Annotated in this window: 15 protein-coding genes; 7 read left to right on the forward strand and 8 right to left on the reverse strand. The window is 50.4% G+C overall.

Annotated elements, in window-relative coordinates; translation table 11 throughout:
* The first annotated feature begins 2 nt into the window (after positions 1–2).
* The 6 genes from GON05_RS06685 (at position 3) to GON05_RS06710 (ending at position 7,272) form a co-directional block, all read left to right on the forward strand.
* Positions 3–1,439, forward strand: a complete 1,437-nt coding sequence (locus tag GON05_RS06685; protein WP_157318395.1) for a HAMP domain-containing sensor histidine kinase — start codon at positions 3–5, stop codon at positions 1,437–1,439.
* 43 nt (positions 1,440–1,482) lie between these two features.
* On the forward strand, positions 1,483–2,268 hold the full coding sequence (locus tag GON05_RS06690; RefSeq protein WP_157318396.1) for a DUF3919 family protein: 786 nt from the start codon (positions 1,483–1,485) through the stop codon (positions 2,266–2,268).
* 24 nt (positions 2,269–2,292) lie between these two features.
* Complete coding sequence (locus GON05_RS06695) at positions 2,293–3,327, forward strand: ABC transporter substrate-binding protein (RefSeq protein ID WP_157318397.1); 1,035 nt, start codon at positions 2,293–2,295, stop codon at positions 3,325–3,327.
* Between the two features lie 98 nt (positions 3,328–3,425).
* Positions 3,426–5,084, forward strand: a complete 1,659-nt coding sequence (locus GON05_RS06700) for an ABC transporter permease (RefSeq protein WP_157318398.1) — start codon at positions 3,426–3,428, stop codon at positions 5,082–5,084.
* A 17-nt stretch (positions 5,085–5,101) separates the two neighbouring features.
* Entirely contained in the window at positions 5,102–6,181 is a 1,080-nt protein-coding gene (locus GON05_RS06705; RefSeq protein WP_220138872.1) for an ABC transporter ATP-binding protein, read from the forward strand.
* A gap of 80 nt (positions 6,182–6,261) precedes the next feature.
* Positions 6,262–7,272: an extracellular solute-binding protein gene (locus tag GON05_RS06710; RefSeq protein WP_157318400.1), complete on the forward strand. Its 1,011-nt coding sequence runs from the start codon at positions 6,262–6,264 to the stop codon at positions 7,270–7,272.
* A gap of 1,363 nt (positions 7,273–8,635) precedes the next feature.
* On the opposite strand, the gene GON05_RS06715 is transcribed toward GON05_RS06710, so the two are convergent.
* The 4 genes from GON05_RS06715 to GON05_RS39875 all read right to left on the reverse strand — a co-directional run bounded on the left by GON05_RS06715 (position 8,636) and on the right by GON05_RS39875 (position 13,919).
* Positions 8,636–10,162 (reverse strand): DHA2 family efflux MFS transporter permease subunit, encoded by a 1,527-nt coding sequence (locus GON05_RS06715; protein WP_157318480.1) that lies wholly within the window; start codon positions 10,160–10,162, stop codon positions 8,636–8,638.
* 1 nt (position 10,163) lies between these two features.
* Positions 10,164–10,700: a PadR family transcriptional regulator gene (locus GON05_RS06720; RefSeq protein ID WP_157318401.1), complete on the reverse strand. Its 537-nt coding sequence runs from the start codon at positions 10,698–10,700 to the stop codon at positions 10,164–10,166.
* Positions 10,701–10,845: 145 nt separating this feature from the next.
* Complete coding sequence (locus tag GON05_RS06725; RefSeq protein WP_157318402.1) at positions 10,846–11,985, reverse strand: glycoside hydrolase family 88 protein; 1,140 nt, start codon at positions 11,983–11,985, stop codon at positions 10,846–10,848.
* A 23-nt stretch (positions 11,986–12,008) separates the two neighbouring features.
* Entirely contained in the window at positions 12,009–13,919 is a 1,911-nt protein-coding gene (locus tag GON05_RS39875; protein WP_185157193.1) for a heparinase II/III domain-containing protein, read from the reverse strand.
* A 219-nt stretch (positions 13,920–14,138) separates the two neighbouring features.
* On the opposite strand from GON05_RS39875, the gene GON05_RS06735 reads away from it, so the two are divergent.
* Positions 14,139–15,368, forward strand: coding sequence for an MFS transporter (locus GON05_RS06735; protein ID WP_157318404.1), 1,230 nt, complete (start codon positions 14,139–14,141; stop codon positions 15,366–15,368).
* 120 nt (positions 15,369–15,488) lie between these two features.
* On the opposite strand, the gene GON05_RS06740 is transcribed toward GON05_RS06735, so the two are convergent.
* From GON05_RS06740 to GON05_RS06755, 4 genes are all read right to left on the reverse strand, one after another.
* On the reverse strand, positions 15,489–18,731 hold the full coding sequence (locus tag GON05_RS06740; protein WP_181646519.1) for an Ig-like domain-containing protein: 3,243 nt from the start codon (positions 18,729–18,731) through the stop codon (positions 15,489–15,491).
* A gap of 133 nt (positions 18,732–18,864) precedes the next feature.
* On the reverse strand, positions 18,865–19,476 hold the full coding sequence (locus GON05_RS06745) for a flavin reductase family protein (protein WP_181646520.1): 612 nt from the start codon (positions 19,474–19,476) through the stop codon (positions 18,865–18,867).
* Between the two features lie 25 nt (positions 19,477–19,501).
* Entirely contained in the window at positions 19,502–20,110 is a 609-nt protein-coding gene (locus GON05_RS06750) for an alpha/beta hydrolase (protein WP_157318407.1), read from the reverse strand.
* Positions 20,107–21,060 carry a ring-cleaving dioxygenase gene (locus tag GON05_RS06755; RefSeq protein WP_157318408.1) on the reverse strand — a complete coding sequence of 318 codons (954 nt, stop codon included), beginning with the start codon at positions 21,058–21,060 and terminating at the stop codon, positions 20,107–20,109. The genes GON05_RS06750 and GON05_RS06755 overlap by 4 nt, the downstream gene beginning before the upstream one ends.
* Positions 21,061–21,100 lie beyond the last annotated feature (40 nt).

Here is a 21,100-nt window from a genome sequence, read left to right on the forward strand (position 1 = left end):
CCATGAAGCTGCGCAATAAGCTGTTCATTCAGCATACCATTACGATTATCATGCTGCTGGCCGCGATGTATGTAGTCGTCAACTATACGCTAAGCAAAAGTATGATTGAGCGGGATACCCAGACGCTTAGCCAATATTACGACCTCCACCGCATCGAGGCATTAAAAATTGTAAACGATAAAAAAATTAGCATCGAGCAGCTCTTTTCCGGGACGTACGCCCCGCTTATCGCCTCACATCTTGCCGCCAACAGCAACTTCCAAGTCCAGCTGTTTGATCCGGAGGGCACCATAATCGGAGATAGCGGCAATAGAGAAGATTTGGTAAAGCGAAGCGATATCGACGCTGCCCTCGCAGGGCAAACCGCCACCGTCATTACGGAAGGCGAGAACAGCAAGATGCTTATCTATGCCTCTCCTTTCCTTTACGAAGGCAAAATTGTCGGCGGGTTCCGCTACCTGCTCGATTTAAATAAACATGAAGAAACCCTGTCCGCGATGAGGACCTGGTTTATTGGCGTCGCACTAGGCTGCCTGCTTGTCGCTTTGCTCGCGAGCTACTCGTTCTCTTTCTTCATCATGCAACCGCTGCACGCCTTGCAGCAGGCTTTGAAGCTAGTGACCGTAGGCGATTTCAGTCGAAAAATAACCGTACGCAGCCAGGACGAGGTGCGGGAGTTGGCCGATGACTTTAATCGAATGTCCGAGGCGCTGCAAGAGCATATCGAGCTGCTCCATTATGAGCAGAGCAAGCAGAAAAAATTTTACGACAATGTCACACACGAGTTAAAAACGCCGCTAACCTCCATCATCGGTTTCTCCGATCTGATTGATAAAATGGAGCGCATCGATGATATTCGAACATGTAATGTGTACATCCGCAAGGAAAGCACGCGACTGCTGCAAATGGTCGAAGAGCTGCTGCAATCGTCGCTCAAAGGCGATGAGGCTTGGCGGGTGCAGCTTGAGCGTACCGACTTGGCTGCGATCCTGACGGATAGCTTGCGCATTTTGGAGCCTACACTGCATAAATCTGCCATTACGACAGTTGTCCAAGTAGAACCGTGTGAGGTATACATGGATCCAAAACGTACACAGCAGGTTTTGTTCAACGTCATAGAAAATGCTATCAAGCATAGCGACTGCACGCAGCTAAACGTACGGTTGGAGCAGCAGGAATACCGCTGTCTCGTGCGTATTACCGATAACGGCAAAGGCATGGATGAAGAGGAAACACGCACACTGTTCCATCCTTCTGCTGAAAAAGCCGAGCGGCCTGTATCCGCTCACTCCCACGGGCTTGGGCTGCTGCTTTGCAAGCAATTGATGGAGCTGCAAGGTGGCGACATCACCGTTCACAGCCGTGAGGGAAGCGGAACGGAAGTCATTTTGAGCTTCCAAATGGAACCTGTACGCCCTCTAGGCTTGTTACAAAATTGATACAAATCAATGATTTTTCTGAGATAAAAGGAGAGTAATCTACATGCAAGAGGAGAAGAAAGGGCTTTCATGGTTGCGTCTCATCTTATTGCAAATCGTGATCGGTTGTACGCTGATCGGCATTTTTGCTTATGTATTCCGAATCGGCGTCGATGAAGTTCAAACGATTCCGAAGGACCCGAACAGCCGTGACATGTTCGACGGCGTTCCCATGAGCATGAATGTCACGTACCCGGGTATCGGCACCATCTCGATTGATGATCCCAAAGAGTTGATTGCGTGGAAAGCTTCATTCACACGTTTATTAAACGGCAGCGGGCAGCCCACTCGTGCAAACGCTTCACGGCTGCTGCTAACAGGCTCCATGGCCTATTTGGATCAAGAGGATGTGCCTTTTCAAATCGGGACCAGCGGCTTCCGTTTCGGCAGTGACTTGGTGAACTCGCTGGATACTAGCGCGGAGATCCGCAAACTGCAAAATATGCTGATCGACAAAACGCTCACCGCAGAAACCGTCGGCAGTGTGATTGCGAATCCGATCCATCAAGTATTTCGCTTGCAGGACGGCGTTCTTACCGCGTTATCCGAGAGGGATCGGACTGCGCTGACAGCACAGATGCGAACGGCGGTCCGGTTGATCGACTTCAGCCATTTTGACTTCATGGCAGAGCGCCCGAGCGCTCACTATGTTGTACAGCTGAAGGATGAAGCTGCGAGCGGAAAGCATTGGTTGCATATCGATCTCTATGATAACGCTTACTTCATTGTGTTCGATTTGCTGGACGAAACCAACCATAAAGCCTATTTCAAGTTAAGTGACGCCTCCTAACCTATCGAGGGGATGGTTGATGAAATGGCTAGAAAGAAAAGTAACAGCTCCGTTATGATTTTATCCCTTATTGTTGTCGTGCTTGTCGCAGGATTCTTCCTGTACAAGTCCGGTGTTTTTGGTGGGAAAGCGAAAGGTAAAATTACCGTTTATTCCATTTTCCAAGAAGAAGAAGCGCGTAAGATTCTGGATAAATTCAAGGCAGAGACCGGAATCGATTACGACGTTCTTCGCCTCCCGAGCGGTGAAGCCGTGACACGCGTTCAAAATGAAATGGGCAAACCCCAAGCGGACTTCCTCATGGGCGGCCCGGCAGATTCGCACGAAGTATTGAAAAAAGCAGGCGCACTGGAGAATTACATTTCTCCGAACGCCAAAGATATTCCAGACAATATGAAAGATAAAGAGGGATCCTGGACTGGTTTTTACCTGAATCCGATTGCTATTGGCATCAACGAGCAGCGTTGGAAAGAGAAATATGCTACCGCGCCTTATCCGCAGACGTTCCAAGAGCTGCTTGACCCTAAATTTAAAGGCGAAATCGGCATGTCCGACCCGGCAACCTCCGGTACCGCTTATACAGCCGTTGCTTCCCTTGCTCAAGTATGGGGCAAAGACAAAATGCTGGACTATGTAGCCAAGCTGCTGCCTAACCTGAAAGAAAGACCGAAATCAGGGATCGAGCCGATTCAAAAAGCGGCTAAAGGAGAGTACACCATCGGCATCACCTTTCTTGGCGACCAGCTAAAAATGAAAAATCAAGGCAGCCCGATTATTTCGATCGTTCCGGAAGCGGCAGGTTATGAAGTTGGCGGACTGGCGATTGTCAAAGGCGGCGCAAACACCGAAGGCGCCAAGAAACTCATGGATTTCATGTTAACGAATGAACCTGGACTTCTTTATACCGAATCGGCTTTTGCAAGCTCTGTGAAACCAACGGTACCGATTCCTAAAGGCGGTATCGACATCAAAACAACCAAATACAACACAAGCTACAGCTTATGGAAAGCTGCCGAGCAGCGCAAAGAGCTGCAGGACGCGCTCAAGAACCTCAAATAAGAAAGCGTTTCCAGGTTATTGGTGCCGCAGATACCCGCATCTTCTGCGGACCAATGCCCATCTAAACCAAGAATGTGGAAGGCGGTCGTGAGCCCCTTATGATTATAGAAAAAAAAGGCATGGGCACCTCGATCAGCAAGCTGGTGAAAGATCCCTCCTCGCTGATCCTCGTACTCATCAGTTTCGCCGTACTCTGTCTCTTCGTCATATATCCGCTTATTTACGTCATTGCCTTGCCGGGAGCAACGGATTGGACGACCTTCTTCAGCAAAAGCCGTTACGGCACCGCCCTGCTGAACACGGTCGTCAGTTCCTCCCTTTCCGCACTAACGGCAACGGTTTGCGGTTTTATTTATGCGTATTCGATTCATTACAGTAACATTGTGGGGAAAAAGTTTTTCCGGTTTATCGCCTTTCTCCCGATTCTCGCGCCTTCTGTCATGACCGGCCTCGCTTTCCTGCTTCTATTCGGCAGAGGCGGCATGGTGTCGCAAACACTCAAAGCTTGGTTCAACGTCGAGCTTGATTTATACGGCTTGCCGGGCCTCTGGATCGTACAAACGATCTCGTATTTCCCGCTTGCCTACATGACCATTACGGGCGTTCTACGCTCCATATCGCCTAATCTGGAAATCGCCGCCCAGAACCTGGGGGCCCGCGGTTTCAAGCTTTTCCGCACCATCACATTCAAATTAGCGCTGCCGGGCGTTATCAACGCGTTCCTGCTCGTGGCGATCAACTGCTTTGCTGATTTCGGAAATCCCAAGCTGATTGGGGGCAACTACTCCCTTCTGGCTGTTGAAATTTACGGAGAAATCATTAATAACGAGCCTGGCCTCGCATCCGTAATGGGCGTCATTCTCGTGATTCCCGCCCTGTTAGTTTTCGTCATTCAAAGCAAACTGCTGTCCAAGGGCTCCTATTCCACGATAACCGGAAAACCCGTTTCTGGACTAAACCGAGTCAAAACGTCCCGCAAGACGGACATCCTTTTGTTTATTTTTAACAGCATTATGGCGCTTTTCATCCTGTCGATGTTCGCTATCACGATCTTGTTCGCGTTCACGAAGAACTTCGGGAGAGACAACACTTTTACACTGAGTCATATCACGAAAATGGTGTTCAACCCGTCCAGCCCCGCTGTTCTTAACAGCTTGGTGCTGTCGCTCATCGCTTCTATTCTAGCCGTCGGCTTCGCCTTAGTTCTGGCTTATGTCGTGGTGCGCAAGCCTTTTCCAGGTAAAAAAATGCTCGATTTCACGGCCGTTCTGCCCATTGCTTTGCCAGGGACATTCGTTGGCTTGGCCTTAATCGTGGCCTTCAGCAACGGGCCCATCATGCTTCAAGGCTCCGCCATCTTAATCATCGTAGCCATGCTGCTTAAACAAATGCCAGTTGGGTATCGGGGACTCACCGCCTCCTTCAAGCAGGTCGACAAATCCATCGAGGAAGCAGCGACCAATCTCGGAGCGGACAGCCGCCGTACACTGACAACCATCGTGTTTCCGATGCTGCAAAAGACCATTGTCGCCAACTTCGTCTACGCTTTTATGAAAAATATGAACACCTTAAGCACCATTGTCTTTCTGATTACGCCCAAATGGGTCGTCGCCGCCGTATCGATCTTCAACTACGCTGAGACCGGGACCTACTACTGGGCAGCCGCTGTTGCCGTCGGATTGATGGGAACTACACTGGCTACGCTCGGTGTAATGAAGCTCATTTTCCGCTCGAAGGTTAAAATATTTGATTTCTAGATGAGGAGTGAGAAATGATGAGTATACAAGTTTTATTGGATTTAAAAAATGTCAGTAAAGTGTTCGGCAGCAACCACGTGCTCAAACAGATCGATTTGCAAATCGAACGGGGAAAGTTCATTACGTTTCTAGGACCTAGCGGATGCGGAAAAACAACACTGCTGCGCTCGATTGCAGGCTTTTATACGATAGATGAGGGTGAAATTAAAATAGACGGCCAGCTCGTCAACGATCTGCCGCCCTATAAACGCGGAACGCCGATGGTGTTCCAGGAGTACGCTTTGTTCCCGCACATGACCGTGTTCGATAATGTTGCATACGGGTTGGATATTCAGAAACGCCCTGAAGCGGAAGTACAAGAACGCGTAAAGACGGCGATGGCCAAAGTGAAGCTAACTGGACTGGAGGAGCGCTACCCGCACGAAATGTCCGGCGGTCAGCAGCAGCGCGTGGCTATGGCCCGTGCACTGGTCATGAACTCCCCGATCATCCTGCTGGATGAGCCGCTCAGTAATCTGGATGCGAAGCTGCGGGAAGAAGTCCGCGTGGAACTGCGCAGCATTCAACAAGAGCTTGGATTAACCGTCATCTACGTCACCCATGACCAACTCGAAGCTTTGTCGATGTCCGACTCCATCGTTGTTTTTAATAAAGGCGCGATTGACCAGTACGGTACGCCGCATGAGATCTACTACAAGCCTCGCACCCCGTATGTCGCCGATTTTATCGGTACAACCAATTTCGTTGATGCTATTGTGCGCGAAGTGACGGGTGGTACGGCCATAGTGGAATATGGCGCGAGCGGCCGCACAGCCAGCGTAACGACAGATGAGGCTATTGTGCCAGGCGAAAAAGTACTGCTTAGCATTCGTCCGGAATCCATGCGGATTAATGCGCGGGAGGCGGGTAGTTTTGCCGTTAGCGGTTTCGTGAAATCATCGATGTTCCTCGGTGAAAAAGAGCGGTATTTCATTATGGATGATAATATGAAAGAATGGATTGTTGATGCGTATGACATCGGATTAACCAGGTTTCAAGGGAATGTCACGATTCATGCCAGTGATGATAAAATTCATTTAATGAAGATAAAGGAATAGGACATAAATACAATTAGCAGCTTGGCTGAAAAGGGAAACTTTGGTTTCCTTTTTTGGCTGTTCAGGAGGGATTTTGCAGCATGTGGAAAAAAAGTTTGCTCGTGCTCCTAGCGGGGGTCGCGATTTTCCTTGGTTTTCGCTTCATCGGGGAAAAGAAAAGCAATCAGCCGCTCAAAGTATATGTGATCTTCCAGGAAGATGCCGGGCGGATTTTGCTCGAAACGTTTAAGGAAAAAACGGACCAGTCCTACGACATCATCCGGATGTCGAGCGGCGAAGCCAGCTACCATCTGCTGACACTGGGTAAAACCGGCATCGATGTAGTCCTCGGCGGTCCTGCCGATCTGCATGAGCAGCTCAAAAACAAAAGCAAATCCCTTCGCTACTCTCCAACAGCTGCAAGCAGCATTCCAGCTACATACAAAGATGCCGCCGGCTACTGGACCGGCATGTACATGGGGGCGCTCGCCATTGGCGTGAACCAGACCGTCTGGCAGCAGGACCCTCAGCTGAAGGGTCTGCCGCTGCCGCAGCGGTACGAAGATCTGCTGCGCCCCGAGCTCAAGGGCAAGATCGAGATTCCCGACCCCGAGACGTCGGGAACCGGCTATACGCTGCTCGCTTCTCTCGCCCAGCAGCGCGGCGACAGCGAAGCGATCGCTCTGATGCAGGCGCTGAAAAAGCAGAGCGCCTCCATGACGTTCGCCGGCAACACAAGCGCGCAGCATCTGGCAGAAGGCGAGATGGCGGCGGCCGTCTCGTTTTTGAGCGACCAGCTGCGCTTCAAAAACTCCGGCTACAACATCTCCTCCTTCATCCCGCCGCAGGCCGGCTGGGAGATTGGAGCCGTGTCGATCCTGAAGGGCGGCAACAACACCGCTGCGGCTAAGCAGCTGGTCGATTTCATGCTGTCCCGCGAGGTGCAGACGGATTACATGAACACCGCCTTCTCTTTTCCAGTGGCGCCGGATATTCCGGTGAACCCGCTCCTTGCGCCAGTGAAGCTGGAGAATCTGCTTGCTAGCTACCGCTTCGATCTAGCTGCTCAGCAGCATGAGAAGCTGCTGAGCGCTTGGCGAACGGCAGAGTAACGGGGGATGAGATGAGCGCCTGTTGGTGCGGAGGTTAGGCACTGTCTGGCCCCTCCTCTATGTTGCGCAAAGTGCATCATGTTGAGAGTTTCGCCGCCCAAGGCTCTCTCTATTGTTGTACTTTGTGCAACAAGATGGGCTCCAGCGGTCCCATGCTCTCCCTTTGTTGTACTTTGTGCAACAAGATGCGCTCTGGCAACTCCCTGCTCCCCCCTATGTTGTACTTTGTGCAACAAAATGGGCCCCAATTGGCCTCTGCCCTTCTCTATGTTGTACTAAGTACAACAATTTCAGCTAAAACAAGCTGTTTTGGGGCTTTTGCGGTCAAATCATTGTATTTTCTACAATGAAGAGCGCGTTTACATGGCATACACCTCATTTATATTGCAGAAAGTGCAACGAGGACTGACGCTGGCCTCCTCAATTGGGGGCTGATCCCGTTCTTGAGTGCCCCTCTTCTCCGTTCCATTGGACGATTTCCAATGAAACCTGCATTTATTGGGGCAAATCCCACTTTTCATTGGATGAATTCCAATGAGGTACCTTCAAACCCTGCTAAATTAGCCCAAAATCGAACACTAGGTTGGATTTCATCCAATGAAAGGTGCTTTTTGACCAGTTAAATCACCCTTTCGTTGGATTTCATCCAACGAGGCGAAACTCCAAAACTTTCCACTCTGCTTCACCACTCTCTAGTCACACCCTACTATTTCACTTAACACTTGCTGCTTTCTGCTTTACATTTACTGCTTACAGCTTATTGCTTACTCACCACTCCTTACTATTCGCTATTTACTACTTATCACATGCTCCTTAACACATTCCACTTTACCCCTTATTACTTACTACTCCCTACTTCCTATCTACTTTTCATTATTCACTTCTCGCTTCTCGCATCTCACTTCTCATTGCTCAGTGCTCACTACTCACTATCTACTACTTAACACTTGCTCCTTAACACATTCCACTTACCCCTTATTACTTATTACTTACTACTCCCTACTTCCTATCTACTTTTCATTATTCACTTCTCACTTCTCACTTCTCACTTCTCATTGCTCAGTGCACACTACTCACTACTCACTTCTCATTGCTCATTTCTCATTTCTCATTTCCCACCACTCACTACTCACTATCTACTACTTATTACACTTACTACTTACCTCCTACTATTTATCACTTATTACTTAACACACTCACCACTCACCAATCAGCCCCATTACCTACTCTACTCACCAATCCACACCTCCTCCTCACCTCACACCAAGTGTTAACCAATGCAAAAAAAAACCGCCAGCCCAAGCAAAGTTTCTGCTCCAAGCTGACAGCTTTATGACTTATCCCTCACCTTGAGGGACGCCTTTTACACATGAACAGGACTAGCTTCCTGCCTCTTCTTCGTGGATTCAAGTCTGCTTGAGCCTACAAACATTGCGGTAATGAAGCCGATGATACCTACGCAAATGCTGAGGATGAAGCCGTGATTAATTGCGGTTGCCAACGCACCTTGCAGGAACTGACGGATTTCAGGCGGAATCGTTCCGCCAGCGTGCATCAGCAGCTCTGGATTCGCCAGGGTGCTGATTCTGTCAGCGGGAATGCCTGCTTTGGCCGCACCATTTGCTATCAGGTGGCCCAAGTTATTGTTGACAATGGTGGACATAATCGACGCACCCATGATTCCGCCAATGCTGCGCCAGAAGCCAACGATGGAAGAGCTGACTCCCATGTATTTAGGGTCGACATTGGCGGCGATCGCACTTTGTGCAACGCTCATTAATGGTCCGACTGCACCAATTCCAAGCAGAATCATAAGAGCAATCATATACCCGCTAGAGGCGGTCGGGCCTACTTTAGTTAGCAGCAATGCAACAACAATCGTCATCGTCATACTAACGAGCAGCAGCGGACGAAAGGCGAATTTGGACTGCAAGAAGCCGAAAAGAACAGCACCGCAAATAAGAGAGGCCATCATTGGCGTAAGCACGCCATTAGAGTTGGTGTGACCTAGCACAGCAACGCTAAAAATAGGAAGATAGGTGATAGCCGAAAACATAAGCACACCTTGGCAGAAGACGATGATGCTGGTTCCTAGCACCATTTTGTTCTTAAAAATGGTGAGTGGAAGGACCGGCTCAGCAGCCCGCTTTTCAACCAGAATAAAGAATACGGCAAAAACCACCGACACAGCGAACAGGCCAATTTCCTGCCACGAGCTCCAAGCGTAATCTTTTCCGCCCCATTCCAGCGCCAGCATGAGAGAAACAGTTGTGATAATGAGAAATAAGGTGCCAAGATAATCAATTTTCGGTTTGCGTTCCGAACGCGTCTCTTTCAAGGCAATGATCAGAACGAGCATAGAAGCCAAGCCGATCGGCACGTTGATATAGAAATTCCATCTCCAACCTAGATGCTCGGCAATAAAGCTCCCCAACTGCGGACCCGCAACGGAAGAAAGACCGAAAATCGCCCCGAAAACACCTGACATTTTAGCAGCATCCTTCGGATCGTTAAAGATTGTATAGATAATCGTGAAACTAATGGGCAAGAGCGCGCCAGAACCGATCCCCTGAATGACTCTGAACAAAATGAGCTGATCCACGCTTTGCGCCATCCCGCATAAGGCTGAACCAACCAGAAACAGGCCGATCCCGATCAGGTAAAACATTTTTCTGCCGAATAAATCCGACATTTTTCCAAACACTAGCATGGTACTCGTCGCCGCCAGCATATACGCGGTAAATACCCAGCTGATTTTATCAAACACGTTGAAATCCTCACTTAGCTTACTGATGCAGGAAGCCACAATTGTATTATCCAAAGATGACATCAATAAGCCTAACGCCATGGCCAAAATAATGAGCTTTTTATTTGAACCTGAACCGTTCATGTTAATCCCTCTCTTCATGCTCTAAATTTCTAAGCCGAATCAGACCTTCCGTAATCATCTCGAGCTTAGCTTCATAATTTTTCATGCCAATTTGAATGCAGATGACTTGCGAAGGATGCATCTTATCCTTGTACAACACACACAAGTCCTTAAGTTGATCTAACTGTCCCATGATTTGGATCTGCGCTTTTTCCAACCATTCGATGACCTTGCTATTACCCACAAATTCGCCAAAAAACAGCCTCATCAGGAAATCCGATTTCACATTCTCCGCTTCAATTGGGCTGTTCAGGTATTCGTTGAACTGTTTCTTCCCTTTCTCTGTGATGGTGTAAACATTTTTGTTCGGCTTCCCATCCTGCAAAATGCTTTCCTTCGTCAGCAACTCATCTTTCTCCATTCGGTGAAGCATGGGATAAATCGTTCCGTAACTCGAGCTATAGAAATAGGAATATAACGTTTCGAATAGTTGTTTTATTTCATAACCAGTTAACGAACGATCCATTAATGTACCTAAAATGACGTCCTGACTGTTCAAGGTGAGATCTCCTCCACAAAAGCTCATATTTGATATTTCGATTGTTAATATATCATACTGATATATGACGTGTCTATATATGTATGACTCAAAAATAAAAAGCTGCCCAAAGTCATCTCTGACCTCAGACAGCTTATTCAAATTCCTACCAGAACAACTCTCCGTGCCCTAATAGCCGGGATAGACCTTCCACAAAGTAATAATCGCCGTAAATCAGCGGCACATCCACATTCTTGCCCTCTGGATAATGGCTCGTGCCATGAAGGATCAGTCCTTCCTCCGTCTCCGAGTCCCACGCGCCGTAGTTCGTGTAGAGAGAGTGTAGGATGCGCTCGCCCGCTTGGCGGTACAGGCTGCTCTCTTGCCCACCGCTAACCTGCTCCGCAATCAAAAGCAAGCCGCAAGCCGCACAAGCGCCTGCCGACGTATCGCGATAAGCCGTTATGCCCTCCGGCAAACGGAAATCCCAATGCGGCACATGATCCTCCGGCAAGTTGGCTATGAAAAAGTGCGCTGCGCGCTTGGCGGCATCCAGATACCGTACATCTCCCGTATGGAGATGACTCAGCGCCATGCCGTAAATCGCCCACGCTGTGCCGCGAGACCAGCCGGAGTCAGGGGCGAAGCCCTGCCCGCCTTTCACTTCGAGCTTCTCGCCCGTGTGCGGATCGAAGACCACGATATGGTTCACAGAACCATCCGGGCGAATGAAGTGCTCTAACGCCATATCGGCATGCCGCACGGCGATGTGCGAGTACCGCGGGTCTCCGGTCGTCCGGGAGGCCCAGTGCAGCAGCGGCAGGTTCATCATGCAATCGATGATGGCCCAGCCGGCATTGTCTTCGCCCTCGTGCCACGGGTTCCACGCGCGGATGTAGTTGCCCTGCACGTTGAAGCGTGCAGCGAGCAAATTCGCCGCGAGCAAGCCGCGGCGCTTGGAGTCCTCCGCGCCTAACAGCTTGTAGCGCGCAACGCTCGTCAGCGTCCACATGAAGCCGATATCATGATCTAAGCGGTAATAATCCGCGATCACTTGATCGAGTTGCCCCTCACAGGACTCAGCCAGCAGCTTCAGCTGCTCGTCTTGCGTGTCGCGGTACAACAGCCACAGCAGTCCCGGCCAGAAGCCGGCCGTCCACCAAGACGCAGGCTCCAGTTGGTATTCGCCCTTCACGCTGGCATGCGGGAAGCGGTCTCCGATTCTTTGGCTTGTCTTTGCTACTTTGTGAACCGTCTTGTCCCAAGCTTCCTGAACCCAATCTAGTGAAGTACTCGAAGTACTCATATTGATCACATCCTAAGTTAATTTTATTGAAAGGCAAATCTAAACGCTGCATAAATATTTAGGTTTGAATCGGTCAACACACCCGGCTTCAACTTGAAATCAAGCGCATAGCATATCTCAGGCTGGTCAAAATGATTCACATGATCCAGCACCACTACCTCCCAATCAAACAGGTCCATATCATAAGAAACAAAAACCCGAGCTTCTGCCGATGCCGCTACTAAAATCCGCCCATCCTCCGCTTGCTGCGGGCGATGCCATGCCACGAACCGCTCCACAACTGTTGTTGGGGCTTGTGCAAATTCGTAGCTATCCGTCACCTCTAGTGTTGGCGGCTCTGTTTTGTGCCAAGTGAATCGACGTACAAGTTCATTAAGCTTCTCTGTGTCATAGGCGCTGGATATTTCTAATGCGAAATCATCCTGCTCCTCACTGCTGCTATACTCCAACACCTCTGCCCGATGCTCCGCCCCAGCCTGTTGATACAAGCCGTCAATGATCGGTACAGAGTGGCTCTGCGAGCCGTTGCACAAAATTTCATAACGCTCCGGACCAAAATATTTCCGCGAATATTGCCCGCTCCCCAGATCCGGAAGCAACGTTTCGCCTTGCGCATAGAGGATGAAATGTCCGATGTCATTATGATTATGCGGTTCATTATTATGTCCGCCTTTGGCCGCGAAAACATAAGCGCCCTGCTCTTGAAGCTGTCTGGACACCAGCCACTGGGCATCCGGCAAATAGTAAGCCGCCGTTCGCCAAGCGCTTTCCTCGATGTCCTCTAAAGACCAGAGCAAATTCCTTAACGCAGGCGCCCATCTGCTGCAATGATCATCACGGAAACCTGCACGCAGCGACAGCTCGGGATGCTCAATTTCCGGATAAAGCTGCTTCAGGTAGCCGCTTAATCCCATAAAAATCCCCGCCTCCCCTTGCGAGTCGGAGAAATTCACAACCTTCCTCCCGTGGAGGAAGCTTTTTTGCTGGAACAAGGCTACCTGCCGCACCTTGTCCGCCTGGAACCAATTGACGGCGCCGGCAGTACGCCGCAAGATCAAATCAGCGGCATAGGTGAAGTAGCCGAAGCCGTACTGCCAATACATGTACCCTTCGGTACATGCTCCGTCTTCTTCGAAGCCGCTGAGGTACGAAGCGAGCGCGGGAAAAGCTCGCTCCAGCACAGCTGCGAGCTCGTCCTCGTCCTGCAGCGTGTAAATCGCTGCAGCAGCAATGGAGCCTCCGCAGACAGAGGCCCAGTTGTGAGTTGCAGTCTCCCAGTGGCTGGGAGACTGCGTCACAAAGGGCCGCAGAATGCGGCGCAGCACTTCTTCGCGAATGCGTACGCGAAGAAGTTGCGGCAGCGCGTCGCCTAGCAGCGCGCTGATTTCGCTGAGCGCGAAGGCGGTCTCTGCCGCGAAGAGGTCAATGGTGAACGACTCCACGGAGTGGTTCATAAGCCCTTCCGCCGCATATTGCGCCTCTTCGGCGGACCTCATTTCCGGCCCATGCAAAATATGCGCAGGCAAACACCATGTATACTCATCCAAAATGGACGAAATTGTATCAGAAAGCGCATCCAAATAGGGGCTGTCCGCCCCATCTAACCAAGCTAATAAACCAAATGTCGTCAATCGGTTGCGACGGCGGAAATACACAAGCTCATATTCCCTTCGAGATCCAGTTGTGGAGAATAAACGAAACAAGGAATACGTCAATGCCGGCATCGTTTCCTGCAGAAGCTTGTCCCCTTCTTCTCGAATCTCCTGGATCAACTGTTTGCTTTCCTTGCCATGCAGTAAGCGCGTCTTTACTTGCAAAGGCGTTTCATCCTGAAACAACAGCTGTGAAGGGGTATTCGACGCAGCTAGCAGGGCTGCTTTTACATTTTCCAAGTTCAAGTTGTCTACAGATACACTCATCGTAATTCGACCCACTTTCCCATGTCATGTGAAGGCGGCTAGCCTTCCGTCCGAGCAGACTTCCTGCAACTTACCATTTACATGCTACATATCTTTCATTATAAAGAATTAGAGACCATTCGTTAGCCTGTTATTTTGACTTTTTTGACTATTATCTTGACCTGTTTGGCACTATGGCGCAACATGAGAGAGAGATAGAAAGACTAGACTTTACCGGAGAGGTTGGACAGAAAAATGAGTCATCAAGCCGTACAAGGAAGCAATGCCCCCAAAGGGCGGTTTCCGATTTCCCTGCTTTCTTTAACCGCTGGCGCCTTTGCTATAGGCATGACGGAGTTTGTGATTATGGGCCTTTTGCCCAATGTTGCGGAAGACTTGCATGTCACCATCTCACAAGCCGGCCAGCTCATCACAAGCTATGCCATGGGTGTAGCGATCGGTGCTCCGATTCTCGCTTTGTTCACGAACAAACTGCCGCAAAAGCTGTTGTTATGCCTGTTAATGGGTGTGTTCATTTTAGGCAATGCCATCAGCGTCATCGCACCCAACTACGCCATCTTGATGGGCGCTCGTATTGTGACAGCGCTAGCGCACGGGACGTTCTTCGGCGTAGGCGGCGTTATCGCCGTGCATCTGGTTCGCCCGGATCGACGGGCGGCGGCCATCTCCATTATGATGGCTGGTCTTACGATCGCCAATATTATGGGCGTTCCATTTGGTACTTTCATCGGGCAGCAGCTCGGCTGGCGTGCCTCGTTCGGTGCGATTGTACTGATGGGCATTGTCTCGCTCATCGGCATTATATTCTTAATCCCGCGTGTGCAACAGGAGAAAAGCGCGGGTATTCTACAGCAATTCCGTGCTTTAACGCAGCCTAAGCTGCTGTTGATGCTGCTCATGGGTGCGCTGGGCAGCGGGAGCTTGTTCACCGTTTTCACGTATATCACACCGCTGCTGGAACAAGTAACTGGCTTCTCGGAGCATCGTGTTGCGTGGATTCTCGTTCTTTTCGGCTTTGGCGTCACCTTCGGCAATATCATTGGTGGCAAGCTTGCCGACTGGAAGCTCATGCCGGCATTGCTGGGTAATTACGCGGCTTTGGCCCTCATTCTTATTATTTTTAATATCACGGTTCATCTACCCGTTGCTGCTGTTATCACCATTTTCGTCTGGGGAGCGGCTGCTTTCGGCATTCTTCCGGGGTTGCAGCTGCGCATTATGACGATGGCGAAGGACGCGCCTATGCTTGCTTCCACTTCGAACCATTCGGCGAATAATCTCGGCAATGCCAGCGGCGCCTTTATCGGCGGGTGGGTCATCACTCATATGGGGCTGACCTATCTCCCTTGGGCAGGCGCTTTGCTGCCTGTGCTGGGACTGCTGATCGGCTTCGTCAGCTATGGGTTGGAGCGGAAAGAGAAGCGCGCGAGCGCAACCCCAGATGGGCAAAAACTAGCCGGGTAACTCGTAGGTTCGCAGGTCAAACCTGACCCTCAAATCGCGGACTCCAGTTCCCTCCAGCAGTCTGGAGAACAACAAAAGGCATACCCACCAGTAGTTACTACTGAGGGTATGCCTTTTCTGTTATGGCCGCTGCGATTCCGCGGTAACCGGCTCAATTAATTTCAATAACGCGATGACGTCCGCTTTATCGAACGTTCTATTGCCATCCATATCGTAGCGCAATGGCGTCACGGCGAGAACATTGGTGATATCCCAAAGCTTCTCCCCTTTTTGATAAAAGAGGGACACGATACGTTCGGTCGAAACTGTACCGTCCAAGCTCACTACTTTGACTTGGAATCGGTTCAGTCCTTCCACGAAAGTAACAGGTTCACTCTGGCCGTTCGCCACTGCGATGGCTGCGCCCAGCTCGCCGCTCTGCGGATCCATTCGCTTCAGCGAGGTGCTAGTGCCCTCTTCCGAAGAAGCTGCGTGAAAGGTGAATGCCGGGCTACCGCCATGAACAACAGCTGCGGTCCACGACGTGGACGTTGGAAGCATTTTGCCATAGTCATCACTCGTGAGCACCAGCTGCGCCAAAGCAGGCTGCACAACAACAGTCACCGCTTGGGACTCCGTGCCGTCCGTGATGCCGCTTCTTTCGTACAGCGCTGTGAATTGGTGTGTACCAGAGCTCACGCCTGTTAAGTTAATTTCGGCGTTCCCGTACACATCCGTCGTTACCCTCGCTCGTTCAGTGCCGTTTTCTCTCAATGAAATGTAGCCGGGTTGATTCAGGTCACCGATCAAGTTCCCTACAGAAACGGAGAATTGAATAGGTTCCCCAAACTGAAAAATGCCACTCGGATGATTCAAAATGAGTACGGTCCCCTGTGTATTGGGTTTGATGATTTGGGTGATCGGGGCTGAAATCCGCTCCTCGTGCACCAAATCAGGAACGTACGTAGCTTGTATGTTGTATGTTCCCGGCAGCAGCGCTGCTGATGTCATTGTAGCAGTCCCTGTAGCGTCAAGATCTATTGGTGTGCCTAGTAAATTGCCGCCGCTAAAAACAATATGGCCGCCAGGGATTTGCGGTTCTCCATTCGTATTCGTCACGTGAGCGGTAAATGTAATTGGACTTCCGTAATAAACAGCCTCCGTTACTGAAGCGGTAACCATGACGGTAACAGGGATCGGCTTGATCTGCAAGCTGCTGCTCGTTGACACCCCGTCAAGGTGCTCGTCATCCCCCAAGTAGCTGGCGAGTACGGTATGTGTGCCAACGGCAAGCTGCTCGGTCTCCCAAGTTGCTGTCCCGTCCGTCAACGTCATAGCCCCTGGCCAATTGCTGAAGCCACCTGTACCTGAAAGTATGACCGTCCCCGTAGGAACAGAACCTCCACTGCCTGCATTAGCTACCTGCACGGTTACGCTAACCTTGTGCCCGTAGACGCTATCCCCCGATTGCGGTGTCATAGATAGGTGAACCGTAACCGGCGCTTTGGATACCGGCTGGGTGATTGACTGTGAAACACTCGTGACATGATTGCTATCACCGCTATATTCCGCCGTAATAACGAGATCGCCAACCGGCAGATCATGAGTGGTAAGCACCGCGGTGCCGTTGCTGTCTAGTGAGATCGGCACTTGTAAACTTTCACCGTTATTTTTGAATGTAACTGTACCTGTAGGTTTAATATTAGGATTACTTGAATTAATGACCTGTGCTGTTAAAGTCGTCGTTTCACCAACTGAAATCCCACCTGATGACGACAGGGTTGTTGATGTGCTTGCTTTGTTAACGGTATGCCCAATTGCAGTTGCTAGACTAACCGCATGGGTGGCATCTCCGCCGTACTCCGCTTTAAACGAGTAGGATCCTGCTGAGACGAGATTTGGCAACGTCCAATCAGCCGTTCCTGCATTAAGTGTGGCGGTACCCAAAGTGGTTGCACCATCTTTGAATGTTACGGTACCAGCTGGCGTAACCGAGCTGCCATTCGTATTCGACACGGTTGCCGTTAACTTCAATGGAGTCCCGTAGGTGGAAGCCGCGTCCGTCGCTCCTGTAACCGTCAAAGTGGAAGACGTAGGAATCAGATTAATCGTCACTGGCGTGGAGCTTGAACTATTCGCAGTATGGGTAAGACTTCCTCCGTAATTCGCTGTAATCGAATGGGTTCCCACGTCCAAATTGGAGGCCGTCCAGGTTGCCGTTCCCGAATTCAACGTCGCTGTGCCAAGCACTGTCGAACCGTCCTTAAACGTCACGGTACCCGTTGGTGAAAAAATGCTTGCCTGGCCATTCGTCACGGTAGCCGTTAACGTTACCGAATTCCCGTAAGTTGTACTTCCCGGACTGGCGCCAACCATCACTACGGTCGGTATCCCTAGCACGGATTGCGACAAACTGCTTGACGTACTGTCGAGGTGCTGACCATCTCCGTCATAAGTAGCCGTAACCGAGTACCCGCTAACCGGCAACGACGACGTTGTGAAGCTGGCAACGCCACTTCCATTGACACTCACGGTGCCCAGGACATTGCTGCCTTCTTTAAAAGTAACCGTCCCTCCCGGCAAAACCGGACTGCCGTCTGTGTTGGTGACTGTCGCCGTGAAAGTGATCGGCTCGCCGACGTAAATGAATCCGGCATTCGAGCTTAGCGTCGTATTGGTTTGAATCTTAGACACCGTATGTACAAAGCTAGACGTCTTTGAACCATGTATACCGTCACTGCTTGAATAATTAGCTGTTATCGTATGTTCACCGACGGCTAGACCGGAAAAAGACATGGCCGTGTAAGCGTTGAAGTTTTCAAGCTCTCCCCAAGTTCGTGTCGTGAGTACATTATCTTGACCGACAAGTGTAACTGTTTTTTCCACTTTATTTACTGTGATTGCTGTCACGTAACGATTCCCCGATAACTCCCAGGACTTTACCAGATTGTTATTCGCATCAAAGGCATTCAAATACACATAGAAATTGTTATTGTTATCGCTATACGCCCAGTAATTCAGCCCACCCCATTGAATCACAGGACAGTCCGAACAAGTCAATTTTTTGCCAGACTGCACCGGAGCAAGCCCAGCATTCTTAGTAACAACCTCCGGCTCTGAAGCAACAAGCTCCAGCGGTCCCCCGATCAGTGTGCTCCCATCGTAGAACGTTACGTTCCCAGTTGGGGTAGAACCGTTCGCTGCACGATCCGCCACAACCGAAGTCAATGGCACCGACTCTCCATAAATGGACGAAGCCGGACCTGTTATCACTTGTTCCACTGTTGTAGATGCATAAGCTGCAGGCTGGTAAAAGTTAGCCAGCAACGCGACCATTAGAACTGCGCCAATCCAACGCAGCTTATTCCCATTTTTCCGTTTCACTATCATTCCTCCGCCCTGCGTAACTCTAGTAAGTATACTAAATTTATCGGGTTTCCGGTGCATAAAATGAATAGAAAAAAGCCATCTGCCCCCATCAACCAGCGGGTACAAATGGCTTTTCTCGTCCCATGCGTCAAACAGGACGCTCAATCTCAAATTGCTCTCCCAATTTCGCATAGGAGTTGCCGGCCAGCCGGCTAACAGGTCTCAATTTCTGAGCATCAATATGGCCCTTGTCGTATAATTCATTGGCGATGTGAAAATGAACCACGCGGCCGATCAGCAAATCCGCAGAAGGAGCGTCTTCCGTCCCCCCAAGCGGGATGGCTCGCTCAAGAACACACTCCATCCGAATGCTTGCTTCCACGATGCCCGGCACAGCTATCTTCACACTTGGAACAGGTGTCAGGCCAGCTAACACCACTTCGCTTTCATCAGACGGCAGTGCAGCGGCCGTTTGATTGATCTCATTGACATATGACTCGTCAGAGATATGAACAACGAACTCCCCTTTGGCGATGGCATTACGTGATGTATCTTTGCGTTCGCCCTGTCGCCGTTGCACCGACACAGCGATCATCGGCGGGTCCGCCGTTACAATCGTGAAGTAACTGAACGGTGCGGCATTAAGGACGTTCTCTGTCGAGACAGTCGTAACAAAAGCGATCGGTCTGGGAATAATGCTGCCAATCAGCAGCTTGTAATTCTCCCGTTCGGTCTGATTCGAAGGGTCGATGGCGATCACAGACATCACCCCTTTTCTTAATTATTTAAGTTAAATTCGCCTTAAACCAAGTTCCCGCTGCATCAACTTCCGAACGAGTCAATTGATGCCCGGCATTTTCCCAATGGACTTCGATTTCGGCCCCCGCCTCACCTAGCAGCTTTTGCAGCTCCTCGGTCTCTTCCGGCGAGCAGATCGGATCATTGCGGCCCGCCCCGATAAAGATAGGGGTGTCGGTCAAATCCGGAAGCTGAATGCCGCGTCGCGGCACCATCGGATGATGCAGGATCGCGCCACGGAGCGCATCCGGGTAGTGGAACAACAGACTGCCCGCAATATTGGCACCGTTGGAGTAGCCGATGGCCACCACATTTCGGCGGTCAAAGCCGTGCTCTACGGCAGCTTCATCCAAGAAGTCGTTCAGCTCTTTCGTACGGAAGATGAGATCCTCCTCATCGAAGATACCTTCCGCGAGTCGGCGGAAGAACCGCGGCATCCCATTCTCAAGCACATTGCCTCTGATGCTTAATACGGATGACGCCGGGGAGATAGCTTGAGCCAGCGGCAGAAGATCGCGCTCGGTGCCGCCGGTCCCGTGCAAGAGCACGAGCACCGGAGCCGTTACGTCTGTTCCTTGTTGGAAAATATGTCTCATTGTCCGTTCCCCTCCAATTCACGCACCGCGATCGGCGGCAGGTTGCGCTCGATTTGAGCACGGTTCGCTTCGAACCATTCCGGAAGCATGATTTTCTTACCAAGCGCCTCAGGAGCTTCGTCTCTTGCGAAACCTGGAGGATCTGTCGCGATTTCGAACAGAATGCCGCCTTCTTCACGGAAGTAGATCGCGTTAAAATATTGACGGTCTACAATCGGCGTAGGGTGGTACCCACTGTTCTGCACATGATTTCTCCAAAGTTCATGCTCAGCATCATCTTTTGCCCGCCATGCGATGTGGTGGACCGTACCCGCTCCGCCTGCTCCATATGGCATTGGATTCACAAGAATGTCGATGATATTTCCAATGTCGCCAAAGGATTTGAATCGAGCGTAAGCACCTTCTTGCCCAACTTTCTCAAGCCCCATAACCTGCTCAAGCAGCTGCGATGTTTTGTCCGGAGCCGTACTGTAAAGGATAGCGCCGCCAAAGCCTTTGATCGCTTTGTCCGCAGGAACGCCGCCAAATGACCACGTGCTAGGAGCTCCTTGCTCACGCTCAACGATTTCCAATTTCAAGCCGTCGTGATCTTCGAATTGCAGATAGGTCTCATGGAATCTTTCTGTTTTCTCAAAGGATACGCCGAATTGGTTCAGACGTGCTTCCCAGAAGGCAAGACTACCTGTAGGGACTGCATATGTTGTGATACCTACTTGGCCCCCACCGATACGCCCTTTGCGGGAACCGGCCCAAGGGAAGAATGTGATGATTGTTCCTGGACTACCGTGCTCATCACCGAAGTAGAGATGGTACACTTCAGGTGCGTCGAAGTTGATTGTTTTTTTGACCAGACGTAATCCCAGAATACCCGCGTAGAAATCTACAGTTCCTTGTGCGCTTTGAACGAAAGCTGTTATATGGTGAATACCTGCAGTTTGTTGTTTTGTCATTTGAAAACACTCCTCTTTATTAGTTTAATAGTTAGTTTTA

It is taken from the genome of Paenibacillus anseongensis (genome assembly GCF_009757995.1).
GTDB classification, from domain to species: Bacteria; Bacillota; Bacilli; order Paenibacillales; family NBRC-103111; genus Paenibacillus_E; species Paenibacillus_E chondroitinus.